At 60.9% G+C, this 21203-nt stretch carries 22 protein-coding genes; 15 read left to right on the top strand and 7 right to left on the bottom strand.

Features of this window, described 5'->3' with window-relative positions:
- The first annotated feature begins 556 nt into the window (after positions 1 to 556).
- From AWT75_RS07965 to AWT75_RS07940, 6 genes are all read left to right on the top strand, one after another.
- On the top strand, positions 557 to 2176 hold the full coding sequence (locus tag AWT75_RS07965; protein WP_045846476.1) for a peptide ABC transporter substrate-binding protein: 1620 nt from the start codon (positions 557 to 559) through the stop codon (positions 2174 to 2176).
- Between the two features lie 184 nt (positions 2177 to 2360).
- On the top strand, positions 2361 to 3281 hold the full coding sequence (gene oppB, locus AWT75_RS07960) for an oligopeptide ABC transporter permease OppB (protein WP_045846475.1): 921 nt from the start codon (positions 2361 to 2363) through the stop codon (positions 3279 to 3281).
- Between the two features lie 14 nt (positions 3282 to 3295).
- On the top strand, positions 3296 to 4210 hold the full coding sequence (locus AWT75_RS07955; RefSeq protein WP_082696008.1) for an ABC transporter permease subunit: 915 nt from the start codon (positions 3296 to 3298) through the stop codon (positions 4208 to 4210).
- Positions 4211 to 4221: 11 nt separating this feature from the next.
- The gene (locus AWT75_RS07950; RefSeq protein ID WP_062788725.1) at positions 4222 to 5223 is read left to right on the top strand and encodes an oligopeptide/dipeptide ABC transporter ATP-binding protein; all 1002 of its coding nucleotides are present in this window, start codon (positions 4222 to 4224) and stop codon (positions 5221 to 5223) included.
- Positions 5216 to 6208, top strand: coding sequence for a murein tripeptide/oligopeptide ABC transporter ATP binding protein OppF (oppF, locus tag AWT75_RS07945; RefSeq protein WP_062788723.1), 993 nt, complete (start codon positions 5216 to 5218; stop codon positions 6206 to 6208). Before AWT75_RS07950 ends, oppF begins: the two co-directional genes overlap by 8 nt.
- A gap of 139 nt (positions 6209 to 6347) precedes the next feature.
- Entirely contained in the window at positions 6348 to 7088 is a 741-nt protein-coding gene (locus tag AWT75_RS07940; protein WP_045846472.1) for a M48 family metallopeptidase, read from the top strand.
- A 257-nt stretch (positions 7089 to 7345) separates the two neighbouring features.
- On the opposite strand, the gene AWT75_RS07935 is transcribed toward AWT75_RS07940, so the two are convergent.
- A complete protein-coding gene (locus AWT75_RS07935; RefSeq protein WP_062788795.1) occupies positions 7346 to 8131 on the bottom strand; it encodes a tRNA threonylcarbamoyladenosine dehydratase in 786 nt (261 codons plus the stop codon).
- Positions 8132 to 8332: 201 nt separating this feature from the next.
- Here AWT75_RS07935 and AWT75_RS07930 point away from each other — a divergent pair, with 201 nt between their 5' ends.
- The 3 genes from AWT75_RS07930 (at position 8333) to AWT75_RS07920 (ending at position 10534) form a co-directional block, all read left to right on the top strand.
- Positions 8333 to 8557, top strand: coding sequence for a hypothetical protein (locus AWT75_RS07930; protein ID WP_045846471.1), 225 nt, complete (start codon positions 8333 to 8335; stop codon positions 8555 to 8557).
- A gap of 130 nt (positions 8558 to 8687) precedes the next feature.
- Positions 8688 to 9716, top strand: coding sequence for a low-specificity L-threonine aldolase (gene ltaE / locus AWT75_RS07925; protein ID WP_062788720.1), 1029 nt, complete (start codon positions 8688 to 8690; stop codon positions 9714 to 9716).
- Between the two features lie 53 nt (positions 9717 to 9769).
- Positions 9770 to 10534, top strand: coding sequence for an alpha/beta hydrolase (locus AWT75_RS07920; protein ID WP_062788718.1), 765 nt, complete (start codon positions 9770 to 9772; stop codon positions 10532 to 10534).
- 68 nt (positions 10535 to 10602) lie between these two features.
- On the opposite strand, the gene AWT75_RS07915 is transcribed toward AWT75_RS07920, so the two are convergent.
- A complete protein-coding gene (locus tag AWT75_RS07915; protein ID WP_153013271.1) occupies positions 10603 to 10983 on the bottom strand; it encodes a hypothetical protein in 381 nt (126 codons plus the stop codon).
- Between the two features lie 299 nt (positions 10984 to 11282).
- Between AWT75_RS07915 and AWT75_RS07910 the strand changes: the two genes are divergently transcribed.
- The 4 genes from AWT75_RS07910 to AWT75_RS07895 all read left to right on the top strand — a co-directional run bounded on the left by AWT75_RS07910 (position 11283) and on the right by AWT75_RS07895 (position 15149).
- Positions 11283 to 13316, top strand: a complete 2034-nt coding sequence (locus tag AWT75_RS07910; RefSeq protein ID WP_062788713.1) for a prolyl oligopeptidase family serine peptidase — start codon at positions 11283 to 11285, stop codon at positions 13314 to 13316.
- Positions 13317 to 13380: 64 nt separating this feature from the next.
- Positions 13381 to 14091: a glutathione S-transferase C-terminal domain-containing protein gene (locus AWT75_RS07905; protein WP_062788711.1), complete on the top strand. Its 711-nt coding sequence runs from the start codon at positions 13381 to 13383 to the stop codon at positions 14089 to 14091.
- A 59-nt stretch (positions 14092 to 14150) separates the two neighbouring features.
- The gene (locus AWT75_RS07900; protein ID WP_193394068.1) at positions 14151 to 14672 is read left to right on the top strand and encodes an arsinothricin resistance N-acetyltransferase ArsN1 family B; all 522 of its coding nucleotides are present in this window, start codon (positions 14151 to 14153) and stop codon (positions 14670 to 14672) included.
- Positions 14673 to 14786: 114 nt separating this feature from the next.
- Positions 14787 to 15149, top strand: coding sequence for a cupin domain-containing protein (locus tag AWT75_RS07895; RefSeq protein ID WP_045846465.1), 363 nt, complete (start codon positions 14787 to 14789; stop codon positions 15147 to 15149).
- 76 nt (positions 15150 to 15225) lie between these two features.
- On the opposite strand, the gene AWT75_RS07890 is transcribed toward AWT75_RS07895, so the two are convergent.
- Positions 15226 to 15855 (bottom strand): YceH family protein, encoded by a 630-nt coding sequence (locus AWT75_RS07890; protein WP_062788708.1) that lies wholly within the window; start codon positions 15853 to 15855, stop codon positions 15226 to 15228.
- A 155-nt stretch (positions 15856 to 16010) separates the two neighbouring features.
- On the opposite strand from AWT75_RS07890, the gene AWT75_RS07885 reads away from it, so the two are divergent.
- Entirely contained in the window at positions 16011 to 16760 is a 750-nt protein-coding gene (locus AWT75_RS07885) for a TlyA family RNA methyltransferase (RefSeq protein ID WP_062788705.1), read from the top strand.
- 96 nt (positions 16761 to 16856) lie between these two features.
- On the opposite strand, the gene AWT75_RS07880 is transcribed toward AWT75_RS07885, so the two are convergent.
- Positions 16857 to 17315, bottom strand: coding sequence for a universal stress protein (locus AWT75_RS07880; RefSeq protein ID WP_045846462.1), 459 nt, complete (start codon positions 17313 to 17315; stop codon positions 16857 to 16859).
- A gap of 249 nt (positions 17316 to 17564) precedes the next feature.
- Here AWT75_RS07880 and AWT75_RS07875 point away from each other — a divergent pair, with 249 nt between their 5' ends.
- The gene (locus AWT75_RS07875) at positions 17565 to 17879 is read left to right on the top strand and encodes a hypothetical protein (RefSeq protein WP_062788703.1); all 315 of its coding nucleotides are present in this window, start codon (positions 17565 to 17567) and stop codon (positions 17877 to 17879) included.
- A 14-nt stretch (positions 17880 to 17893) separates the two neighbouring features.
- Here AWT75_RS07875 and AWT75_RS23445 read toward each other — a convergent pair whose 3' ends face one another.
- The 3 genes from AWT75_RS23445 to AWT75_RS07865 all read right to left on the bottom strand — a co-directional run bounded on the left by AWT75_RS23445 (position 17894) and on the right by AWT75_RS07865 (position 21115).
- A complete protein-coding gene (locus tag AWT75_RS23445; protein WP_275575702.1) occupies positions 17894 to 18241 on the bottom strand; it encodes a gamma-glutamyltransferase in 348 nt (115 codons plus the stop codon).
- Positions 18219 to 19610 (bottom strand): gamma-glutamyltransferase family protein, encoded by a 1392-nt coding sequence (locus AWT75_RS07870; protein ID WP_204376902.1) that lies wholly within the window; start codon positions 19608 to 19610, stop codon positions 18219 to 18221. Before AWT75_RS07870 ends, AWT75_RS23445 begins: the two co-directional genes overlap by 23 nt.
- A 152-nt stretch (positions 19611 to 19762) precedes the next feature.
- Positions 19763 to 21115, bottom strand: a complete 1353-nt coding sequence (locus tag AWT75_RS07865) for a glutamine synthetase family protein (protein WP_062788700.1) — start codon at positions 21113 to 21115, stop codon at positions 19763 to 19765.
- Positions 21116 to 21203: the final 88 nt, after the last annotated feature.

Here is a 21203-nt window from a genome sequence, read left to right as displayed (position 1 = left end):
TGGCCAGAGTCGAAATAGCTCCCGCAAGGGAGCTTTTTTTATTGGTATTGCCGGGTTGTCGGGCAATCCGTCCGTCTCTGAGCAAAGACTGGCCCTATTTACAGGCTGTAATGAAAGCCGCGTATTTAAAGGCGTTGCGGCTTATTACGCCGCTGACTACCGGTGACGGTACGGCCTGAATACGCAGGCAATTAATGCCGGATGGCTAAATCGCCCATATTGGCGCGGGGAGGGGGGCTGGACTGCCTGTTAAATAAGCCATGCATGCAAGATATTAATACCTGCCAATACCATTACTCATGGGCTGGGTGAGAATAGTTGCTGTTACTGCGGAAATATTGCGCAAAAATGCTGGAAATTAAGGCCTAGTCGTTGAAATGACACGGATTTTGCAAAACGATTGTCATATTGTTTCTGGTGAGGCTTGAGAATTGCAAAAGCGCTGGCGCATAATTTCCCGTCCGTTTCGGACAGTCAAACGGAAAATGCCGGACATAATCCGGGCCAATTACACACCCGCAATAAGCGGGGCTCTACAGAACAGGAGAATAGGCGAATGCATCACAATAAATCGCTCCGTATTACCGCATCCGCAGTGGCACTGGCGCTGGCTGCTTGCTCTGGCCTGGCGCTGGCCGCGCAGGTACCGGCTGGTGTCAAACTGGCTGCCAAACAGGAACTCACCCGCAACACCGGTTCCGAGCCCGAGTCGCTGGACCCGGTACTGGCCGAATCGGTTCCGGCCAACACCATTACCGCCGACCTGTTTGAAGGCCTCACCGCCACCGACAGCTTTGGCAAGGTTGTGCCGGGTGTGGCCGAGTCCTGGAAGCAGACCAGCCCCACCACCTGGGTATTCAAGCTGCGCAAGAATGCCAAGTGGTCGGATGGTTCCGCGGTGACCGCGAGCGATTTCGTCTATGGCTGGCAGCGTTTTGTCGAGCCCAAGACGGCATCTCCCTATGCCTCTACCTACGGCATCTTCATCCTCAACGGCAAGGAAATCACCGAAGGCAAGAAGCCCGCTTCTGCGCTGGGCGTGAAGGCCGTGGACAAGTACACGCTGGAAGTACAAACCCCGTACCCGGTACCGTTCATGCCGTCGCTGGTAGCCAATACCCAGCTGGCTCCGCTGCCCAAGGCCACCATCGACAAGTTCGGCAAGGACTGGACCAAGCCGGGCAAGATGGTATCCAACGGCGCTTTTGCGCTGAAGGACTGGCAGGTCAACAGCAAGGTGGTCGTGGAAAAGAACGCCCAGTACTGGGACGTGAAGAACGTGCAGCTGGGCAAGATCACCTATCTGCCGATCGAAGACCACAACGCCGACGTGAAGCTGTATGAATCCGGCGAAAACGACTGGGTACTGGAACTGCCGTCCGGCACTTACGACAAGTACAAGACCCAGTATCCGAAGGAAATCCGCAATGCGCCTTTCCTGGGCCTGCGTTACTACTCGCTGAACAACAAGGACCCGCTGCTGAAAGACGTGCGCGTGCGCAAGGCACTGTCCATGGTGATCGACCGTGACATCCTGGCCAAGAAAGTGACTGCCGACGGTCAGTCCCCGGCCTACAGCGCCATCGTGGCCGGTACTGCCGGTGCCGATGTCACCAGCTACGACTGGGCAAAATGGCCGATGGCCAAGCGGGTGGAAGAGGCCAAGAAGCTGCTGGCCCAGGCCGGTGTACAGCCTGGCACCAAGCTGAAGTTTGCCTACAACACCAGTGACTACCACAAGAAGATGGCCATCTTTGCCGCTTCCGAATGGAAATCCAAGCTGGGCCTGAATACCGAGCTGGAAAGCCTGGAGTTCAAGGTGCTGCTGAAGAAGCGTCACGATGCCGATTACCAGATCGCCCGTAACGGCTGGGTAGCTGACTACAACGACGCCACCACCTTCCTCGCGCTGGTGCAGTGTGACAACGACCAGAACGACAACAAGAACTGCAATGCCAAGGCCGAAGCACTGATCAAGCAGGGTAGCGATACCACTGATCAGGCCAAGCGCAAGCAACTGTTCACCCAGGCTGTGAAGATGATCATGGATGACTATCCGATGATCCCGCTGCTGCAATACACCGCACCGCGTCTGGTGAAGTCCTATGTGGGTGGCTACGGCAAGAACCCGATGGACCGCTACCGCGGCAAGGACCTCTACATCATCCAGCACTAAGCCTTGCGCTTGACTGAGTGATGCAAGAGGAGGGGGCTGCGGCCCCCGGTTGAACAGAGGCCGGATGTCCGCCAGACGGACATCCGGCTTGTGATGTAGCGCATCATGCCGGCGCGCCTTGCCGTACAGCCATGTTCACAAGACGTGTGCTGCGCTGGCGGACGAGCCTGGCTGGAGTATCCCCATGTGGTCCTATACTTTCCGACGCGTGCTGGCGACCATTCCCACACTGCTGGCCGTCATTACCGTTTGCTATCTGCTGCTGCACCTGACCCCGGGCGGCCCGTTTGACGGGGAGCGCAAGGTGTCTGCCGCCGTGCTGGCCAATCTGCAGGCCAAGTACCATCTCGACCTGCCCTTGTGGCAGCAATACCTGTATTACATCAAGAGCCTGTTGCAGGGTGATCTGGGTGCTTCCTTCCGTTATGCCGACTGGAGCGTGAACGATCTGGTGGGCAAGGCCCTGCCGGTGTCTGCCGCCATCGGTGGCGGTGCCATCGTGATTTCCCTGTTCATCGGCGTGGCGCTGGGCATTGTGGCCGCACTGCGCCAGAACAGCATCATCGACTATCTGGTAATGCTGCTGGGCAATATCGGCGGTGCCTTTCCGTCCTTCGTGCTGGGCCCGGTGCTGGTGATGGTGTTTGCCATCGGCCTGGAATGGCTGCCCGCTGGCGGCTGGGATGATTTCTCGTTGCGCTACATGGTGCTGCCGATGGCCCTGCTGGTGTTCATCAACATTTCCACCATCGGCCGCGTGATGCGCGGCAGCATGATCGAGGTGCTGGGCAGCAACTTCATCCGTACCGCCCGCGCCAAGGGCTTGCCCATGCGCACCATCGTGCTGCGCCATGCGCTCAAGCCGGCCTTGATGCCGGTGGTGTCGGTAATCGGCCCGCTGGCCATTTCCTCCATCACCGCTGCGGTGGTGACCGAAACCGTGTTCGGCCTGCCCGGCCTTGGCAAGCTCATCGTCAATGGTGCCGCCAACCGCGACTACACGCTGGTACTTGGCCTGGTGGTGCTGGTGACGGTGATTACCGTTGTTCTCAACCTGCTCGTGGATCTGGCCTATGCGCTGCTGGACCCGAAGATTCGCTACTGAGCGGGAGCAAAATCATGATGCAAAGCAAACAGAAAGCCATGACAGCGGCGCTGGACAATGGCCTCACCGATGCCGCCGTAGAAGGCCGCAGCCTGTGGCGTGATGCGCGGTTGCGCTTTTTCCGTAACAAGGCGGCTGTGCTCAGCCTGATCGTACTGGCCTTCATCACCCTGGCCTGTGTGTTCGGGCCGATGGTGCTGCCACACACTTATGAAGACACCGACTGGGATGCGATGGGCATCTCCCCGACGCTGGTGAATACTCACTGGTTCGGTACTGATGCGCTGGGGCGTGACCTGCTGGTGCGCTGCCTGATTGGCGGACGCATTTCGCTGATGGTGGGCGCACTGGCCACCATCGCCTCGGTGGCGCTGGGCATTGTCTGGGGTGCGACCGCCGGTTTCATGGGCGGCAAGGTGGATGCGCTGATGATGCGTATCGTCGACATGATGTATGCCGTGCCCTACCTGCTGATTGCCATCCTGATGGTGACCCTGTTGGGCCGCGACTTCTACCTGGTGGTGCTCACCATTACCGTGTTCTCCTGGATGGACATGGCACGGGTGGTGCGCGGCCAGACGCTGGCGATCAAGTCCAAGGAATATGTCGAGGCGGCCCACGCCATCGGCGTGTCCACGCCCAAGATCATCTTCCGCCACATCGTGCCCAATCTCTTGGGCATCGTGGTGATCTACACTACCGTCACCGTGCCGGGCGTGATCCTCACCGAATCGGTATTGTCCTTCCTGGGCCTGGGTGTGCAGGAGCCGATGACCAGCTGGGGCGTGTTGATCCAGGACGGGGCCGGGGTGATGGATGCCAGCCCGTGGATTCTGCTGTTCCCGGCCGGCATGCTGTCGGTCACCCTGTATTGCGCCAACTATATCGGCGACGGCCTGCGCGATGCGCTCGATCCGAAAGATCGTTGAGGTAGCAACAGATGAGTCTATTGAAAGTAAGTAATCTGGGCGTACAGTTCCAGACCAACGACGGCGTGGTCAGCGCCGTCAACGGCGTCAGCTTCGAGCTGGAAAAGGGCCAGACCCTGGGCATCGTCGGCGAATCCGGTTCCGGCAAGAGCCAGACCGTACTAGCCATGATGGGCCTGCTGGCGCGTAACGGCAGAACCACCGGTGAGGCGCTGTACCAGGGCCAGAACCTGCTGGCCATGAGCCCGACCGAGCTCAACCGCATCCGCGGCGACCGGCTGGCGATGATCTTCCAGGACCCGATGACCTCGCTCAACCCCTATCTGACGGTAGAGCGCCAGATGACCGAGGTGCTGGAGTTGCACAAGGGCATCAGCCGCCGCGATGCGAAAAAGCGCGCCATCGAGCTGCTGGACGCAGTGCGCATTCCGGAAGCCGCCCGTCGCATCAATATGTATCCGCACGAATTCTCCGGCGGCATGCGCCAGCGGGTGATGATTGCCATGGCCCTGCTGTGCGAGCCGGAAGTGCTGATTGCCGACGAACCCACCACCGCGCTGGACGTGACGGTACAGGCGCAGATCCTCACCCTGCTCAAAGACCTGCAGCGTGATTTCGGCACCTCCATCGTGATGATCACCCACGATCTGGGCGTGGTGGCCGGCCTGTGCGAAAAAGTCATGGTGATGTATGGCGGCCGCGTCATGGAATACGGCACGGCGGACAACATCTTCTATCAGCCCAGCCATCCCTACACCATCGGCCTGCTGGGCGCCTTGCCCCGGCTGGACCACGACGGCAGCGAGCTGGTGAGCATTCCGGGTAATCCGCCCAATATGGCGCACATGCCCAAGGGCTGCCCGTTCTCCGAGCGTTGCACCCACGCCAGCAGCCGCTGCGCCGACGAACTGCCGGCACTGGCTGCCAGCACCAGCAATCCGCAGGTGCTGCGCGCCTGTCACAAGCCGGTAGCCGAATTGCAGCTGGCCGCACAGGAGGTGGCACATGTCTGAACAAGCCAAGCAGCCGATTCTGTCGGTACGTGATGTCAAAGTGCATTTTCAGGTGAAGGGCGACGGCCGCTGGCCGTGGAGCGCCAGGCGCACGCTCAAGGCGGTGGACGGCGTCAGCTTCGACCTCTACGCCGGTGAAACCCTGGGTGTGGTGGGCGAGTCCGGCTGTGGCAAGTCCACCCTGTCGCGCGCCATCCTCAACCTGATTCCGGCCACCGCTGGTGAAATCGTGTGGATGGGCAAGGACCTCACCCGTGGCAGCGACAAGGACTGGCATGCAGTGCGCAAGGATATCCAGATGATCTTCCAGGATCCGCTGGCCTCGCTCAACCCGCGCATGACCGTCGCCCAGATCATTGGCGAACCGCTGCGCGTGCACAAGCCGGAGCTGTCCGCCGAGGACATCATGCAGCGCGTGCGCAGCATGATGCGCAAGGTGGGCCTGCGCGAGCAGATGATCAACCGCTATCCGCACGAATTTTCCGGCGGCCAGTGCCAGCGTATCGGCATTGCCCGTGCGCTGATTCTGGAGCCCAAGCTGATCATCTGCGACGAACCGGTATCGGCGCTTGACGTGTCGATCCAGGCGCAGATCATCAACCTGCTGAAGGAACTGCAGCGCGAGATGGGCCTGGCGCTGATCTTCATCGCGCACGACCTGGCGGTGGTGAAGCATATTTCCGACCGCATCCTGGTGATGTATCTGGGCCGCGAGATGGAGCTGGCGCAAAAGCATGCCTTGTACGACGCGCCTGCCCATCCGTACACCCGCGCCTTGTTGTCGGCCATTCCCATTCCGGACCCGAAGCTGGAGAAAAACAAGGTGATCCAGATCCTGCAAGGCGATCTGCCCAGCCCGATCAATCCGCCGTCCGGCTGTGTGTTCCGCACCCGCTGCCCGCAGGCCGAGGATCGTTGCAGCAAGGAAACCATCCAGCTGCGCCGTATCAGTGAGCAGAGCCAGAGTTCCTGCCTGCTGGCTTGATGCAGCCAATGCCCGGTCTCCAGCCCCGCTGATGCAAAGCGGGGCTTTTTCTTGCCCGCAAGCTGGCGGAATCAGGCTGTATGTTAATTTTTGCTAAATTACGTTAGCATTATGGCGGTTTTTAAAAAGGAATTTTGATATGAAAAAATTGCCCCTTGCTCTCGTTTTTGCACTGTCCCTGTCTGGCACCGCCCAGGCTTTCGACCTCAACGGCATGCTCAGCTCGGGCAGCGACCTGCTCAAGGCCGCCACGCTCAGCGACGCGGACGTGAAGAACCTGGCGGCCGAATCCAGCGCCGCCATGGACAAGAAGAACAAGGTTGCTCCGCCTTCCAGCGCATATGGCAAGCGCCTGGCCAAGATCGTCAAGGGTCTGGACAGCGAAGACGGCACCAAGCTCAACTTCAAGGTTTACCAGACCAAGGACGTCAACGCCTTCGCCATGGCCGATGGCACGGTGCGCGTGTACAGCGGCCTGCTGGACAAGATGGATGACGACCAGGTGCGTTTCGTCATCGGCCATGAAATCGGCCACGTGAAACTGGGCCATACCAAGAAAGCCATGCAACTGGCTTACTCTGCCTCCGCAGCCCGCAAGGCAGCCGGTAGCAGCGGCAACAGCACTGCCGTGGCCCTGAGCGAGTCCGATCTGGGCAACTTTGCCGAAGCCATCGTCAACGCCCAGTTCTCGCAATCGCAGGAAAGCGATGCCGATGCCTACGGCGTGGGCTTCCTCAAGCGCCACAACTACAATGTGCAAGGTGCACCGTCGGCCCTGCGCAAGCTGGCCGAGCTGTACGGCAACGACAGCAGCATGCTGGCCAGCCACCCGGCTCCGGGCGAACGTGCTGCCAAGGTGGAAAAGCTGATCGCCAACTGATCAGGCAACTGACACAAAAAGGCCTCCGCATGGAGGCCTCAGGCTGCTGACAAAGTTATTTGGTTCGATTGCACTGGACCCGGCGAAGCCGGGCCTTCCGACTGAGTAATTGATTCCGCAGCCTTCCCATCTATTCCCAATCCCCCCGCCCTTGCCCTGCAAGGGAGCCCCGCTTTCCTTCCAGAAAGCGAGAGGGGTTTGTCAATAATCTGAAGCCTCCGCATGGAGGCCTTTGTGCATATTTGAGTCAGCGCGGTTCAGCGCTTCTTTGGCGGCTTGGCCAGTTGTTTCAGCGCATGGGAAACCGCCACCAGCCCGAAGCTGGCGGTCACCACCATGCCGGCACCAAAGCCTGCGCAGGACAGGCCCTGCGGGCCACGGCTGCTGTCGGCATCGCAGCTTTGCGTGTCGGGATAAACCAGCTGTTCGGTAGAGAATACGCAGGGAACATGCAGCTTCTTGCCGGCATCGCGCGGGAAACCGTGATAACGGCGCAGATTGTAGCGCAGCTTGGACAGCAGCGGGTCGTACGTCACCTCGCCCAGGTCGGCCAGCTTGATCAGGGTCGGGTCCATCTGGCCACCGGCACCGCCGGACACGATGAACGGCTGGCGACGGCGCACGCACCAGGCGGCCATGGCAGTCTTGACCCGCAGATTGTCGATGCAGTCGATGATGAAGTCGAAGCTCTGGCCCAGCATGGCATCCAGATTGTCTTCGGTCACGAAGTCCTCGATTTCCTGCACCACGCAGGCCGGGTTGATGGCGTGCACGCGTTCGGCCAGCGCCGTCACCTTGGCCATGCCGTAGTGCGGGTCCAGCGCCGGCAGCTGGCGGTTGGTGTTGGATTCGGCAATATTGTCCAGATCAATCAGCGTCAGGCGACCGATTGCGCTGCGGGCCAGCGCCTCCACCGCCCAGGAACCCACGCCACCTACTCCCACCACACAGACATGGGCTGCCTGAAAGCGGCTGAGTGCATCGGGGCCATACAGGCGGCCAATACCGCCAAAGCGGCGGTCAAGATCTGCGTCGTGCGACATCTGCTGTATATCCGGAACCAAAAAACGGCCAAGCATAACCAAGAGCGCCGGGGCTGACCAGTGTTTGCCCGGAAAAAAGCAAGCAGCTGATTTACTGGAACTTTCCGCATGCTTTCCTATTCTTCTGCATAGGTCCGTCACGAATGCATGTCGGCATTCCTCTGATCCGGGCCGGCCTGAGTGATCTCAAGGGAGTTCCCCATGAAGCACCCGAGTTTCGATATCGATCTGGACAAGCACTACAACGCCACCGTGGTGATTGCCTGCGTGGCCTGCGGTCATGAAAACCGCCATCATCTGAAATCCCTCTCCCCCGACCACAGCCTGCGCTGCCAGTGCGGCAGCGACATCTCCATGACGCACACCGCCATGCAGGCGGCCCAGCGCCGTGTGAGCGCATTGAAGCAGGCCTATCGAATAGCCTGATGGAGTGACGCCGACAATTTGTGTATCACCCCCGGCAAGCAGTTTGCTGGCACAATCAGGCAAGGCCTGATCTGGCATTTCCCTACACGGCGGCCCATGTGGCCGCCGCTTTCATTTGCAGGAGCACAGCATGCAGTGGATTGATATGCGCAGCGATACCGTCACCCAACCTACCCAAGCCATGCGTCATGCCATGGCCCATGCCGTGGTGGGCGACGATGTCTATGGTGACGACCCGACCGTGGCTGAACTGGAAAACCTGGCCGCCCGCTTGCTGGGCAAGGAAGCCGCCTTGTTTGTGCCTACCGGCAACTTTGGCAACCAGCTGGCCATCTTCACCCACTGTCAGCGCGGCAACGAGGTGATTCTGGGTGACGACTGCCATATCGTGTGGCACGAAACCGGCGGCGCGGCGGTGATTGCCGGGGTGCAGTTGCGCACCATTGCCGGTGACAAGGGAGTGATGGACCCGGACGAAATCGCAGCGCGCATCCGGGTGGGCCACGATGTCCACTGGCCGCAAACCGGGCTGATCTGCCTGGAAAACGCCCACAGCAATGGCCGGGTGATTCCGCTGGACATCATGCAGCGCACTGCCGACATTGCCCGCCGCCACGGCGTGCCGGTGCATCTGGATGGCGCCCGCGTGTTCAATGCTGCGGTCCATCTGGGCTGTGAGGTGCAGGACATCACCCGCCATGCCGACAGCGTGATGTGCTGTCTGTCCAAGGGACTGGCCGCGCCGGTGGGCTCCATCCTGGCCGGTTCGGCCGATTTCATCGCCCGTGCCCGTTACAAGCGCAAGCTGCTGGGCGGCGGCTGGCGTCAGGCTGGCGTGCTGGCCGCGCCGGGCATTCTGGCGCTGACCGAGATGACTCAGCGGCTGGGAGAAGACCATGCCAATGCCCGTTATCTGGCCGAGCGCCTGCATGGCATGCCCTGCATCGAAGTTGAGCTGGACGATGTCCACATCAATATGGTGTGGTTCCGTTTTCTGGCCGATATTGATGTCAGCGAGCTGATGACCGCGCTGACTGCGGTCGGCATCAAGGTCAATCCGCCCGAAGGTGGCCGCATGCGGCTGGTGACGCACTGGCAGACCAGCCGCAGCGACATCGACCGGGTGCTGGATGTGTTCCAGCGCGTATTGAGCGACTGAGTGCCGCTGACCAGAATCTGCTGCGCCATGTCGGGATACTTGCCGGAGGAACCATGAAACACTTGCTGACAGCCTTGCTGTTCTTCTGTTGTGGAGCGGTGCAGGCACAGGAACAGATGCTGACACTGCAAACCCGTCCATCAGTCACGCTGCGCATGTTGCTGCTGGAGCCGGAAGGCAAACCGCAGGCCAGCCTGATTCTGTTTACCGGCGGCGATGGGGTGCTCAGGCTGGGGGATGACGGCCAGCTGCATGCGGGAGCCGGCAATTTCCTGGTGCGTACCCGTCAGCAGTGGGCCGCGCAGGGCTTTCAGGTGGCGGTGGTGGATGCCCCGTCCGACCACCCGGACAATCTCAACCGGGGGGATTTTCGCAGCAGTGCCGAACACGCACAGGACATTGCTGTGGTCATCGCCCAGCTGCGCCAGCGGGCCGCTGTGCCGGTATGGCTGGTGGGCACCAGTCGCGGTACCACCTCAGCTGCCGCCGTCGCCATTCGCCTGCAGGACAAAGTGGATGGCGTGGTGCTGACCTCTACCATCAACCGCGATCGGGGCAGTGTGGCAGACCTGGCCCTGCCACAACTGACCCAGCCGGTGCTGGTGGTGCAGCACCAGCACGACCAGTGCAAGGTGACGCTCTATCAGAACGTCCAGCCAGTGATGGATGGCTTGCAATCATCCCGCAGCAAGGAACTGCTGCTGGTGGATGGCGGCATGGACAAGGGCGACCCGTGCCAGCCGTGGGCAGCGCATGGCTATAACGGTATCGAAGCAGAAGTGGTGGACAAGGTGGCGCGCTGGATTCGTCAGCATTGACTTGCCAACCCGGCCTGCACCAATCGGGAGGGCAGGCCGGTCTGATCCGCATGTTTCATGAGGCGTGCTCAGTTATACACAACGGTCACCATACTTCTGACCGGCTCGTTGCGGACATCGCCAGCACGATCCTCAGTGGTGACAATGCGGCTGATCTGCACTGATTGGGTTGCCGTCGCATCGGCACAGTAGGGTGTTGGTGCCGCCTGGCGTGCCATCCGGTAGCTGGCAGGTTTTTGTGCATAGCTCACCCAGGTGGCAGCCGGAATGGCGCAGGGGGTTTTGACAATCGCTCCCTGAAAAGTGATGGTGCCGGTGGAGGCAAATGCTGCTTGCGCGAGCAGCAGGGAGGCCAAAGTGGTGGCAGCGATGAATTTTTCATGATGAGCTCCTTGCTGAGATTTTTTCCTGATCAATTCAGAAATTTCTACCGAATTTATAGGACTCATCAGTGCTGTTGCGCAATAGCTGTTATTAAACAAATATTTTAAAAATCAGCAATATTCTTTAATTAAAAATCTAATTTTAAATGGCAAATTATCAATTATTGATTTTATTGTCATTTTATTCAGTCATTTTAAATGAAAATCAATTAAATCAGAGCGGCAGAGATTCGCTTATAGTCATCAAATTTTAATTTGCTACCGTACCAAAGACAGATGCCGCTTTATGGCCAAGCCTCACGCGGCTGCGGCAAGCCAGGCTGTCGATGCTAAGCTGTGCGCCTGTTTGCATTTCTGGTTCTCCCATGTCCCACCTCCCCGATACCCACCAGTGGCTGGAAAGCCTGGACGACCCCGCCGTAGACAGCTGGGTTGCCGCACAAAACAAGCGTACCCAGGCGGTACTGGATGCTGATCAACGCTATGCGCCCTTGCGCCAGGAAATCCTGAGTCATCTGCGCGATACCCGGCAGATTCCCTTCTTCTCCGAACACGCCGGCTGGCTGTACAACTTTCATCAGGATGAACATCACCCGCGCGGCATTTACCGCCGCACCACGCTGGCGGACTACCAGGCGGCCAGCCAGCAGTGGCATACCGTGCTGGACGTGGATGCCATTGCTGCCGCTGCCGGCAAGGATTGGTATCTGGACGGGGTGGCGCACTGCACGGTGCAGCCCTCCCGCGTGCTGGTGCATTTGAGCGAGGGCGGCGGCGATGCCAGCCTGGCCTGGGAATACGATCTGGAAACCGCCAGTTGGGTGGAGCAGGGCTTTCGCTTTCCGCACGGCAAAAACCATATCGCCTGGCGTGACCCCGACAGCGTGCTGGTGTGCCCCGGCTGGAAGGGCGCACCACTGAGCCGTTCCGGCTATCCGCGCGAAGTGTGGCTGGTAGAGCGGGGGACCGATGGCCAGCACCAATGGCAGCAGCTGTTTGTGGCGGACCAGGAGGCCATGATGGTGGCCGCCTGGCGTTATCTGGACGGGCCGGATGGCTGGCTGGACCTGATCGAAGCAGCGGACGGCTTTTACAGCAAGACTTACCACCTGATCGGCGCCGCCTTGCAGACCCACCCGCTGCCTTTGCCGCCCAAGGCGGATATCGAGGCGTATCTGCATGGTCAGTTCATTGTCAAACTGGCGGAAGACTGGTGTTGGCAGGACAAAACCCATGCCGCCGGCAGTCTGCTGGCGGTGCCACTGACATGTCTGCTGGGTGATGAGGGCCGTATTCAGCAACTGGTGGCTCCGGCTGCCAGACTGGCGGTGGAGTCGGTGGAAACCACCCGCAGCAGCGTGGTGGTGAACCTGATCGACAATGTGCGCAGTCGTCTGCTGGCTTTCGACTGGCAGGATGGCAGCTGGCATGCCCGCAGCCTGCCGGTGCCCGACAGCGGCGTCATCGAATTTGCCGACCAGCCCTGGAACAGCGATGTGCTGTGCTACAGCTTCAGCGACTTCCTCACGCCCACCGGCCTGTACCGGCTGAATGTGGCCACCGGCGAGCAGGACTGCCTGCGCCAGCAGCCTGCTGCATTTGATGCCAGCCGCTTTATGGCCGAGCAGTGCTGGGCCTCCGCGCCCGATGGCGTGGACATTCCCTATTTTGTGGTGCGCGCCCGCGATACGGTACTTGATGGCCAAACCCCGACGCTGTTGTACGGCTATGGCGGTTTTGAAGTGCCGATGATGCCCTACTACGTGGAAAACTTCGGCGCACACTGGCTGGAAAAGGGCGGTGCCTTCGTGCTGGCCTGCATTCGTGGTGGCGGGGAATTCGGCCCCGGCTGGCATCAGGCCGCGCAGGGTATCAAGCGCCCGGTGTCGTTTGATGACTTCTGCAGCGTGGCCGAGGCCTTGATTGGCAGCGGCCTGACCAGCCCGGACAAGCTGGGCATAGAAGGCGGCAGTAATGGTGGCCTGCTGGTGGCCGCCTGCATGGTACGTCGCCCAGAGTTGTTCAAGGCTGTGGTGTGCGAGGTGCCGCTGCTGGACATGCTGCGTTATACCGAGCTGCTGGCCGGTGCCAGCTGGATAGACGAATACGGCGACCCGGCCGACCCGCAACAGGCAGCAGCCTTGCAGGCCTATTCGCCCTATCACCAGCTGCAAGCCGCTGCGCGCTACCCACTGCCCTTGTTCACCACCAGCACGCGCGACGACCGGGTACACCCCGGCCATGCGCGCAAGATGGTGGCGCAGATGCAGGCGCTGGGGCATCCGGCCTTGTTGATGGAAACCGATGCCGGTGGCCATACCGGCAATGCCGGTCAGGAGCAGACCGCAGCGGAACTGGCGCGGGTGCTGGTGTACCTGTATCAGCAACTGATGGATTAAAGCCATCGTCATCGGCGGGCGGCGGTGCTAGTCTGGGCGATTCCCGCCCTGTGGAGAAGCTTGCATGATCACGCTTTACACCTTCGGACCGGCATTCGGCCTGCCCGACCCCAGCCCCTTTGTCATCAAGGTCGAGATGCTGCTCAAGCTCTCCGGCCTGCCTTACCGCAAGCAGCGCGGTAGCATGCGCACCGCGCCCAAGGGCAAGCTGCCTTATATCGACGACGCCGGTGCGCAGGTGCCGGACTCGACCCTGATTCGCCTGTATCTGGCCGAGCAATACGGCATTACCCTGGATGCCGGCCTGTCCGATGCCGACAAGGCCGTGGCCTGGAGCGTGGAGTGCCTGTGCAGCGACCATCTGTACTGGTGTGTGGTGCATGAACGCTGGCTGGATGACGCGGTGTTTGCCCGCGGCCCGGGGGTGTTTTTCCAGCGTGTGCCATTCTTGCTGCGCGGCATGGTCATCCGCATGATCCGGCGCAAGGTGCGTGGCAATCTGCACGGCCAGGGCCTGGGGCGTTTCAGCCCGGCGGAACGCCAGCGCCTGCTGCAACTGGATATCGCCAGCTTGGCTACCCTGCTGGCGGACAAGCCCTACATGCTTGGCGCGACCCCCAGCTGGCTGGATGCCACGGTATTTGCCTTTGTCGCCTCGGCCCTGCTGGCCACGCTGGGTGACACCCCCAGTCGGCAGGTGGTCAGCCAGTATCCCAATCTGGTGGACTATGTGAGCCGCCTGCGCCAGCAGTACTTCCCGGAATGGCAGGTGTAGCGATGACTGGCGTGATTCTTGCAAGCCATGCAGACCCCCGTCAGCCCGAAAGCCTTGCCATGAGTCGTGACATCCTGATCCGCCCCGCCACACCTGCAGATGCCGCGGCCATGGCTGCCATCTACAACCCCTATGTGCTGGATAGCACCATCAGTTTCGAGGAAGAAGCGGTGACGGTGGAGGACATGGTGGCACGGCTGGCCAAGGTGGAAGAGTACGGCCTGCCCTGGCTGGTGGTGGAACTGCATGGCGAGTTGCTGGGCTACGCCTATGCCACCCGCTGGCGGGTGCGTCCCGCTTACCGTTATGCGGTGGAAACCTCGGTGTACTTTGCTCCCGAGGCCCGCGGCCAGGGCCTGGGCGGGCGCCTGTACCGCAGCCTGTTGCAGCATTTGCGCGGTTTGGGGCTGCACCTGGCCATTGCCGGCATTGCCCTGCCCAACCCCGGCAGCATTGCCCTGCACCAGAGCCTGGGTTTTCAGCAGGTGGCGACATTCCACCAGGTTGGCTGGAAGGCGGAACGCTGGCTGGATGTCGGCTACTGGGAACTGCGCCTCAATGAAGGGCCACCTGGTGCCTGAGCTCGCTGCCCTGTTGTGACCCGTTGTTTCACCAGACTGGTGCATGGCGGCAATTGCGCCAGCGTCCACTTTGTGAGAAATTTGATCAAATAATTTCTCAGTGGAGCGAAAGACATGGGCAAGGCCAGTGACATCATCGTGTTTCAGCGCAACCCGGTGCGGGTTGAACAATTCAACGCCCCGGCAGACCGGCAGCTGGAAGGTGAATGCGCCCAGACGGTAGAAAACCACTATTCCGACCCCAGCGGCCAGTTTCACGCCGGTATCTGGAGTGGCGGTTGCGGACGCTGGCGTGTGAAATACCACGAACACGAATTCTGTACCTTGCTGGAAGGCTATGTCCGCCTGACCGACCTGCAAGGGGACAGTGTCGAGCTGTATGCCGGCGATCACTTTGTCATTCCCGCCGGTTTCGAAGGCGAGTGGGAAGTGCTGGAGCCCGCCCGCAAGACCTACGCCATTTTCGAGCCCAGGTAAGCCATTCCGGCCAGACAGAAAAAAGCCCCGCAACGGCTGATGCCGTGGCGGGGCTTGCTCATGGTGAGGCTGGCTGTCATTCGCCCAGGCTTTGTTCCAGCTGTTGCAGGCGCGCCTTGAGTGCCGTCACTTCGGCTTCCAGTGCCGCTACACGGCCGGTCAGGCCGACATCAATCACCGCGTTGCTGACCGTTTCGGCCAGCACCGGTTCTCCACTCAGCAAATGGCACCAGCGCGCTTCGCGCTCGCCCGGTTGCCGCGCCAGCTTTTGCACCAGCGGCGGGTATTTGTCGGCCAGGGCTTCCAGCGCGGTTTCCACTTCTTCCACGCTGGTAAAGCCATATACCCGTCCGGCACGGGTGCGGATTTCGGCGCTGGTCTGCGGGCCGCGCAGCATCAAGAGGGCCAGGGCGGCCAGTCTGGCGCCGTCGATATTCCATTCATAGTTCAGCCGGTGTTCGTACTTGGCCACCCGGCTGCCGGCGGGCAGGCGCTCGGCAATCAGTTTTCTGGTCTGCAAGCTGTCCAGCGCCCGGCTCAGGTCGGCATCCGACAGCTGCATCACCGGCTCACGGCTGGTGAGCTGATTGCAGGCGGATGACAGACTGTTGAGCGTCAGGGGGTAGCTGTCCGGCGTCAGGGCCTGTTTTTCGACCAAGGCGCCCAGTACGCGTACTTCGGCGGCATCCAGTTGATGTGTGTCCATGGCGGTGCTCCTTATGGCAATGCGCACATCATCGCACCAAGCACGGCAAGGCACCAAGCCGACTTGCAGTACGGCCTTGCACCGGCGTGAGGCTTGACAGGCCGCAGCGGACTGGCCACCCTGTCGCCTTTTGAAATGCAAGCAAGGAAAACGGGATGAAGCGGGTAGATCTTCTGTTGGTGGAACAAGGACTTGCCACTTCGCGCACGGCTGCCCAACACCTGCTGGAATCCGGCCGGGTCAGCCTGAACGGGCAGGTCATCAGCAAGGCCAGCAGCAAGTTTCCGGCGGGGACGCCGCTGGAAGTACGGCCGGACCCGTCCGACCGCTTTGTCTCTCGCGGCGGACAGAAGCTGGATGCCGCCCTGCAGGAAGCCGGGCTGGATATCCATGGCTGGCGGGTGCTGGATGTGGGCCAGTCCACCGGCGGGTTTACCGACTGTGTGCTGCAGGCCGGTGCCGCTTATGTGGTTGGTGTGGATGTGGGCCACGACCAGTTGCATCCGCGCCTGTGGGATGACCCGCGCGTGCGTTGCTTTGAAGGGGTGAATGCGCGTGAGCTGGACCGCCAGCGCCTGTTGCAGGCCAATGACGGTTTGCCCTTCGACCTGATGGTGTGCGATGTGTCCTTTATCTCGCTCACCCTGATCCTGCCGTCTGCCTTGCCCTTGCTGGGCGAGAACGGCTGCCTGCTTGGCCTGGTGAAACCCCAGTTCGAGGTGGGGCGCGGAGCCTTGGGGCATGGCGGCATCGTCCGCGATGAAAGCCTGTTTGCCGGGGTGCAGGACAAGATCACCGATTGTCTGGACGAGCTGGACTGGAAGGTGGAGCGCTGGTTTGACAGTCCGATTACCGGTGCCGATGGCAACAAGGAATTCTTTGTGCTGGCGCGTCCGCTGTTCTGAACCGGCAAAGAAAATCCGCAGGGGCGTGGGCCGCTGCGGATGGCACCCGCCACCTTGCCTGTGGCGTTGTGGTGCGGTGGGATGAAAAACGCTGTGTCAGTCCTCGCTGCCGCGTACCACCAGCAAGGGACAATGTGTCTTGCGCATCACGTTTTCGGCAAAGCTGCCCAGCAGCAGATGCGCGAGGCCGGTACGGCCATGCGTGCCGATGACGATGAGTTCGGCATGGCGGCTGTCGGCAAAGCGGATCAGTGATTCGGCCATATCCTTGCCACCCTCCCAGCTTTCCGCAATATGGCATTCCACCCGGCCAATACCTTCGTTGATGATGCGTTTTTCTGCTTTCTCCAGCAGCTCGCGCGCCTGCCTGAAAGCCAGTTCGTGCAACTGGTGGGTATCCAGCGCGCCCACGCCTTCAATCGCCATGTCGCGCAAGCTGGCGACATGTACCAGCGATATCGACGATTTGGCTATTTTTGCAATGCGAATGGCTTCATCCAGTGCTTTTTCTGCCGTCTTGCTGCCATCTACGGCAATCACGATATGTTGATACATGGCATACTCCTCTTCTATACCGGCGGTAAACCAGCTGCGCTGGCCTGTACTGTACGCAAGGCATGCCATGATGTCGGCATGGGTGGCGACAGCATCTTGTGTTTGGTTTTAGCATACTCGGGAGCAGACTGGCGTCTCTCGAACTAATTGGCAGGCAGTTGATCTATCACAAATATTAAAATAAGCACATAAGTCGACGCCGACTGATGTTGCGAATTTCATTCTTTTTTCAGGGGAAATTTCTACGCCATGCTGACTTTCGTCCTGCTAAGCCTGTTGAGCATCATCCTGTTGCTGCTGTGGCTGCGTCACACCGGCAAACGCAACAAGCAGGGCCGGGCTGTGGACAGCCGCATTTATGCAGCCCATACCCAGTCACGCCCGGTGGAGCCGCTGGAACACAGCACCGGTCAGGCTTTTGGCCTGTTGCTCAAGGCGGCACGTGGAGATCGGTCGCAAGTGGAAAAGTGGATCAGCGCCACCCAGCAGCAAAGCATGCCGCCACTGGACCGGGACCGCGCCATTGCCGAACTGGCCCAGCGCCTGCAGGCCAGCCGTCGCTGAGCGCGGCCAGTCGTCTAATCACCCAGCACCACGCCTTCCCGGCGCGGATCGGCCCCGCCGACATAGCCACGCGGGGTTTTGATGATGGCCGACAGGCCACTGGTCATCTCCACCTGACGGACCACATGCCCCATGGCTTGCAAGGTACTGGCCTGTGCATCCAGACCGCGTCCGCTTTCCAGTTCGGTATCTCCATTGCGGTTGCCATAGTGTGGCAGGCTGACCGCTTGCTGCGGGTCCAGTTTCCAGTCCAGCAGGCCCAGCAGTGTCTGGCCGACATAGCCGATGATCTGGCTGCCACCCGGTGAACCGGTGGCCAGCAGGAATTGTCCCCGGGCATCAAATACCACGGTGGGCGACATGCTGCTGCGCGGGCGCTTGCGTGCTTCCACCCGGTTGCACCGGCGTGCCGTCTTCATCCGGACGGAAAGAAAAATCGGTGAGCTGGTTGTTCAGCAAAAAGCCCTTCACCATCAGCCGGCTGCCAAACTGGTCTTCGATGGAGGTGGTCATGCTGACCACCCGCCCGGCACCATCCGCAATGTTCAGATGCGAGGTGCATGGGAATTCCGGCGCGTTGTCCCGGCCGTAACGGCTGAGCCGGATGCCGGAAGGCTCGCCCGCCGTGGCGCGTCCCATGCTGCGGGACGGGTTGATAAGCTGGCTGCGCTGTTGCAGGTAGTCCGGCGCAATCAGGGCCTGGCTGGGCACGCTGACAAAGCCCGGGTCGGCCAGATAGCGGTTGCGGTCGGCAAAAGCCAGCTTGTTTGCCTCGGCAAACAGGTGGATGGTGTTGCTGCCGGTGGGCGACATGCCGGACAGCGGGAAGCGCTGCAACACGCCCAGCATCTGCAAGACGGCAACCCCGCCAGAGCTGGGTGCATCCATGCCACATACCTGCCAGCTGCGATACGGGCCACACAGCGGTTTGCGTTCGATGGCCTGGTAAGCGGCCAGATCGGCCGCCAGCATGCGGCCGGGGTTGACCGGGTGATGGTTGACGGCATCGATGATGGCCCGGCCGATCTCTCCTTGATAAAACGCTGCCGGGCCTTGCTTCGCCAGCAGCTCCAGCGTGGCGGCGTAGTCCGGGTTTTTCAGCAGGGAACCAACCGGCAACGGACTGCCATCAGCCTGATAAAAATAAGCCCTCGCCTGCGGGTCTTGCTGCAAGAAGCGTTCCGAACCCAGCAAGGTGTGCAGGCGCGGTGACATGGCAAAACCGTTGCGTGCCAGCGTAATGGCAGGCTGGAACAGGCTGGCCCAGGCGAGCTTGCCGCCGCGCTGGTGCGCCAGTTTCAGCATGGCCACCACACCGGGCACGCCAACCGAACGACCACCTACTACTGCGCGGTAAAAATCCATCGGCTGGCCGTTTTTTTGCAGGAACAGGTTTGCCTCGGCAGTGGCGGGGGCGGTTTCCCTGCCGTCAAAGCTGGTGAGCTTGCGGCCATCGAAATACAGCATGAAAGCACCACCGCCAATGCCGGAGGATTGTGGCTCGGTCAGCCCCAGCACCAGTTGTGCGGCGATGGCTGCGTCAATGGCACTGCCGCCACGGCGCAAGATATCGCGTGCGGCTGCACTGGCGTAGGGATTGGCCGTGCTGACCATGCTGTGGCGGCTGTAAACGGCAGGGCGGGTCTGAAAGCCGCTGGCCGCTTCCGGTGCTGCGGTATCGGCCAGTGCGCACAGCGGCACCAGCAACAAGAGCAGGGCGGTAAAACGCATGTCATTCCTCGGGGGCGGGGTTGGCAGTCTGGTCCGGACAGGACAGCAGCATGGTGGCTCAGGCGTTCGGCAGGGTCAATCCAGCGCGGTTGGCAACAAAAAAGCTGCCAGTCGCAACAGGGCGGCTGGCAGCTTGGCAGGCTGACGGAGGATCAGGCCAGCGTGGTCAGGTACTGGCGCTCCCAGGCGGTGATCTGGTTGTGATAGTAGCTCAGCTCGATGTCCTTCACTGCCAGATAGGCATCGGTGAATTCCTGACCGAACAGCCGCTTGGCGGTGTCGTGCGCGGCCATCAGGGCGCAGGCGGCATCCAGGGTGTTGGGCAGGGTGGCGGCATCGTCGTTGTTGAAGACATTACCGATGGCGGCCTCACTCGGGCTGCGCTTTTCTTCCACGCCCAACAAGCCGGCGCCCAGGCTGGCGGCCAGCGACAGATAGGGGTTGGCATCGCAGCCGGGCAGGCGGTTTTCCACGCGGCGCGCGGCCGGGCCGGATACCGGCACACGGATGCCCACCGAACGGTTGTCCACGCCCCAGCTGACATTGACCGGCGCGGCCAGACCCTTGACGAAGCGGCGGAAGGAGTTGGGGCTGGGGCAGAACAGCGGCATCAGGTGCGGCAGGTATTGCTGCAGGCCGCCAATGTAGTGGAAGAAGTCCGGGCTGGCTTCGCCATCTGCCAGGCTGAACACATTGTTGCCCTGGCCATCCACCACGCTCTGGTGCAAGTGCATGGAACTGCCGGGCTGACCGGACAGCGGTTTGGCCATGCACACCACGTTCAGCCCGTGCTGATAGCCGATTTCCTTCAGCGCGTACTTGAACAGGAAGGTCTGGTCGGCCAGTTCCAGCGCATTGCCGTGCTTGAGGTTGATCTCGAACTGGCTGGGGCCCATTTCATGGACATAGGTATCGGTGTCGATGCCCAGCTGTTCACAGGCGCGATACAGGTCGTCGAAGAAGCCTTCCAGATCGTTCAGCGTGGAAAAGCTGAAGGCATCGAAGCCGCTCTCACGCCGGCCGGTGCGCAGCGCCGGTGCCTGATAGGGCTGATTGGCGTCGGCATGGGCGGCGAAAATGTAGAACTCCAGCTCGGGAGCCACCACCGGGGTCCAGCCGCGTGCCTGATAGCGGGCCAGGATGTTTTTCAGTGCCGAGCGCGGGGCCAGCGGCGACAGGCTTCCGTCATGGTCGATGTTGTCGCACACCACCAGCGCACGCGGGGTTTTGGCCCAGGGTACCGGGCGCAGGGTGGCAAAGTCCGGGCGCAGTACCACGTCCGGATCGTTCTCGCCGTAAAAACGGTAATCGGGGAATTCGCCCACGCAAGTCTGGATGGCCACGGCGCGGGCAATGCGCAATTCCTGGCCTTTGATCAGCGCCTGAGCGGGCAGGGTTTTGCCACGCGGGAAGCCGCTGACATCGGCAAAGGCCAGTTCAACGTCGCGGACGTTTTGTTGCGTCAACCATTCGGCCTGAGCGGCCGTGATGGAGAGTTGGGACATGCAGGTCTCCCTTGGAGCGTTCTCGATTGTTTTATCTATCTGCCTGTCTGTCATGCATTTTTTTGATTTTGCGGGCTTGGCCCTGTGG

Origin of the sequence: Aquitalea pelogenes, assembly GCF_001515305.1 — a bacterium.
Taxonomy (GTDB): domain Bacteria; phylum Pseudomonadota; class Gammaproteobacteria; order Burkholderiales; family Chromobacteriaceae; genus Aquitalea; species Aquitalea pelogenes.
This window is presented reverse-complemented; position numbering and strand designations above follow the sequence as displayed.

What these genes read in the sequence shown, in the direction of transcription:
- AWT75_RS07965 (WP_045846476.1), top strand. Translation starts at nt 557, where the DNA reads ATGCATCACAATAAATCGCTCCGTATTACCGCATCCGCAGTGGCACTG.
- oppB (WP_045846475.1), top strand. Translation starts at nt 2,361, where the DNA reads ATGTGGTCCTATACTTTCCGACGCGTGCTGGCGACCATTCCCACACTG.
- AWT75_RS07955 (WP_082696008.1), top strand. Translation starts at nt 3,296, where the DNA reads ATGATGCAAAGCAAACAGAAAGCCATGACAGCGGCGCTGGACAATGGC.
- AWT75_RS07950 (WP_062788725.1), top strand. Translation starts at nt 4,222, where the DNA reads ATGAGTCTATTGAAAGTAAGTAATCTGGGCGTACAGTTCCAGACCAAC.
- oppF (WP_062788723.1), top strand. Translation starts at nt 5,216, where the DNA reads ATGTCTGAACAAGCCAAGCAGCCGATTCTGTCGGTACGTGATGTCAAA.
- AWT75_RS07940 (WP_045846472.1), top strand. Translation starts at nt 6,348, where the DNA reads ATGAAAAAATTGCCCCTTGCTCTCGTTTTTGCACTGTCCCTGTCTGGC.
- AWT75_RS07935 (WP_062788795.1), bottom strand. Translation starts at nt 8,131, where the DNA reads ATGTCGCACGACGCAGATCTTGACCGCCGCTTTGGCGGTATTGGCCGC.
- AWT75_RS07930 (WP_045846471.1), top strand. Translation starts at nt 8,333, where the DNA reads ATGAAGCACCCGAGTTTCGATATCGATCTGGACAAGCACTACAACGCC.
- ltaE (WP_062788720.1), top strand. Translation starts at nt 8,688, where the DNA reads ATGCAGTGGATTGATATGCGCAGCGATACCGTCACCCAACCTACCCAA.
- AWT75_RS07920 (WP_062788718.1), top strand. Translation starts at nt 9,770, where the DNA reads ATGAAACACTTGCTGACAGCCTTGCTGTTCTTCTGTTGTGGAGCGGTG.
- AWT75_RS07915 (WP_153013271.1), bottom strand. Translation starts at nt 10,983, where the DNA reads ATGAGTCCTATAAATTCGGTAGAAATTTCTGAATTGATCAGGAAAAAA.
- AWT75_RS07910 (WP_062788713.1), top strand. Translation starts at nt 11,283, where the DNA reads ATGTCCCACCTCCCCGATACCCACCAGTGGCTGGAAAGCCTGGACGAC.
- AWT75_RS07905 (WP_062788711.1), top strand. Translation starts at nt 13,381, where the DNA reads ATGATCACGCTTTACACCTTCGGACCGGCATTCGGCCTGCCCGACCCC.
- AWT75_RS07900 (WP_193394068.1), top strand. Translation starts at nt 14,151, where the DNA reads ATGAGTCGTGACATCCTGATCCGCCCCGCCACACCTGCAGATGCCGCG.
- AWT75_RS07895 (WP_045846465.1), top strand. Translation starts at nt 14,787, where the DNA reads ATGGGCAAGGCCAGTGACATCATCGTGTTTCAGCGCAACCCGGTGCGG.
- AWT75_RS07890 (WP_062788708.1), bottom strand. Translation starts at nt 15,855, where the DNA reads ATGGACACACATCAACTGGATGCCGCCGAAGTACGCGTACTGGGCGCC.
- AWT75_RS07885 (WP_062788705.1), top strand. Translation starts at nt 16,011, where the DNA reads ATGAAGCGGGTAGATCTTCTGTTGGTGGAACAAGGACTTGCCACTTCG.
- AWT75_RS07880 (WP_045846462.1), bottom strand. Translation starts at nt 17,315, where the DNA reads ATGTATCAACATATCGTGATTGCCGTAGATGGCAGCAAGACGGCAGAA.
- AWT75_RS07875 (WP_062788703.1), top strand. Translation starts at nt 17,565, where the DNA reads ATGCTGACTTTCGTCCTGCTAAGCCTGTTGAGCATCATCCTGTTGCTG.
- AWT75_RS23445 (WP_275575702.1), bottom strand. Translation starts at nt 18,241, where the DNA reads ATGTCGCCCACCGTGGTATTTGATGCCCGGGGACAATTCCTGCTGGCC.
- AWT75_RS07870 (WP_204376902.1), bottom strand. Translation starts at nt 19,610, where the DNA reads ATGCGTTTTACCGCCCTGCTCTTGTTGCTGGTGCCGCTGTGCGCACTG.
- AWT75_RS07865 (WP_062788700.1), bottom strand. Translation starts at nt 21,115, where the DNA reads ATGTCCCAACTCTCCATCACGGCCGCTCAGGCCGAATGGTTGACGCAA.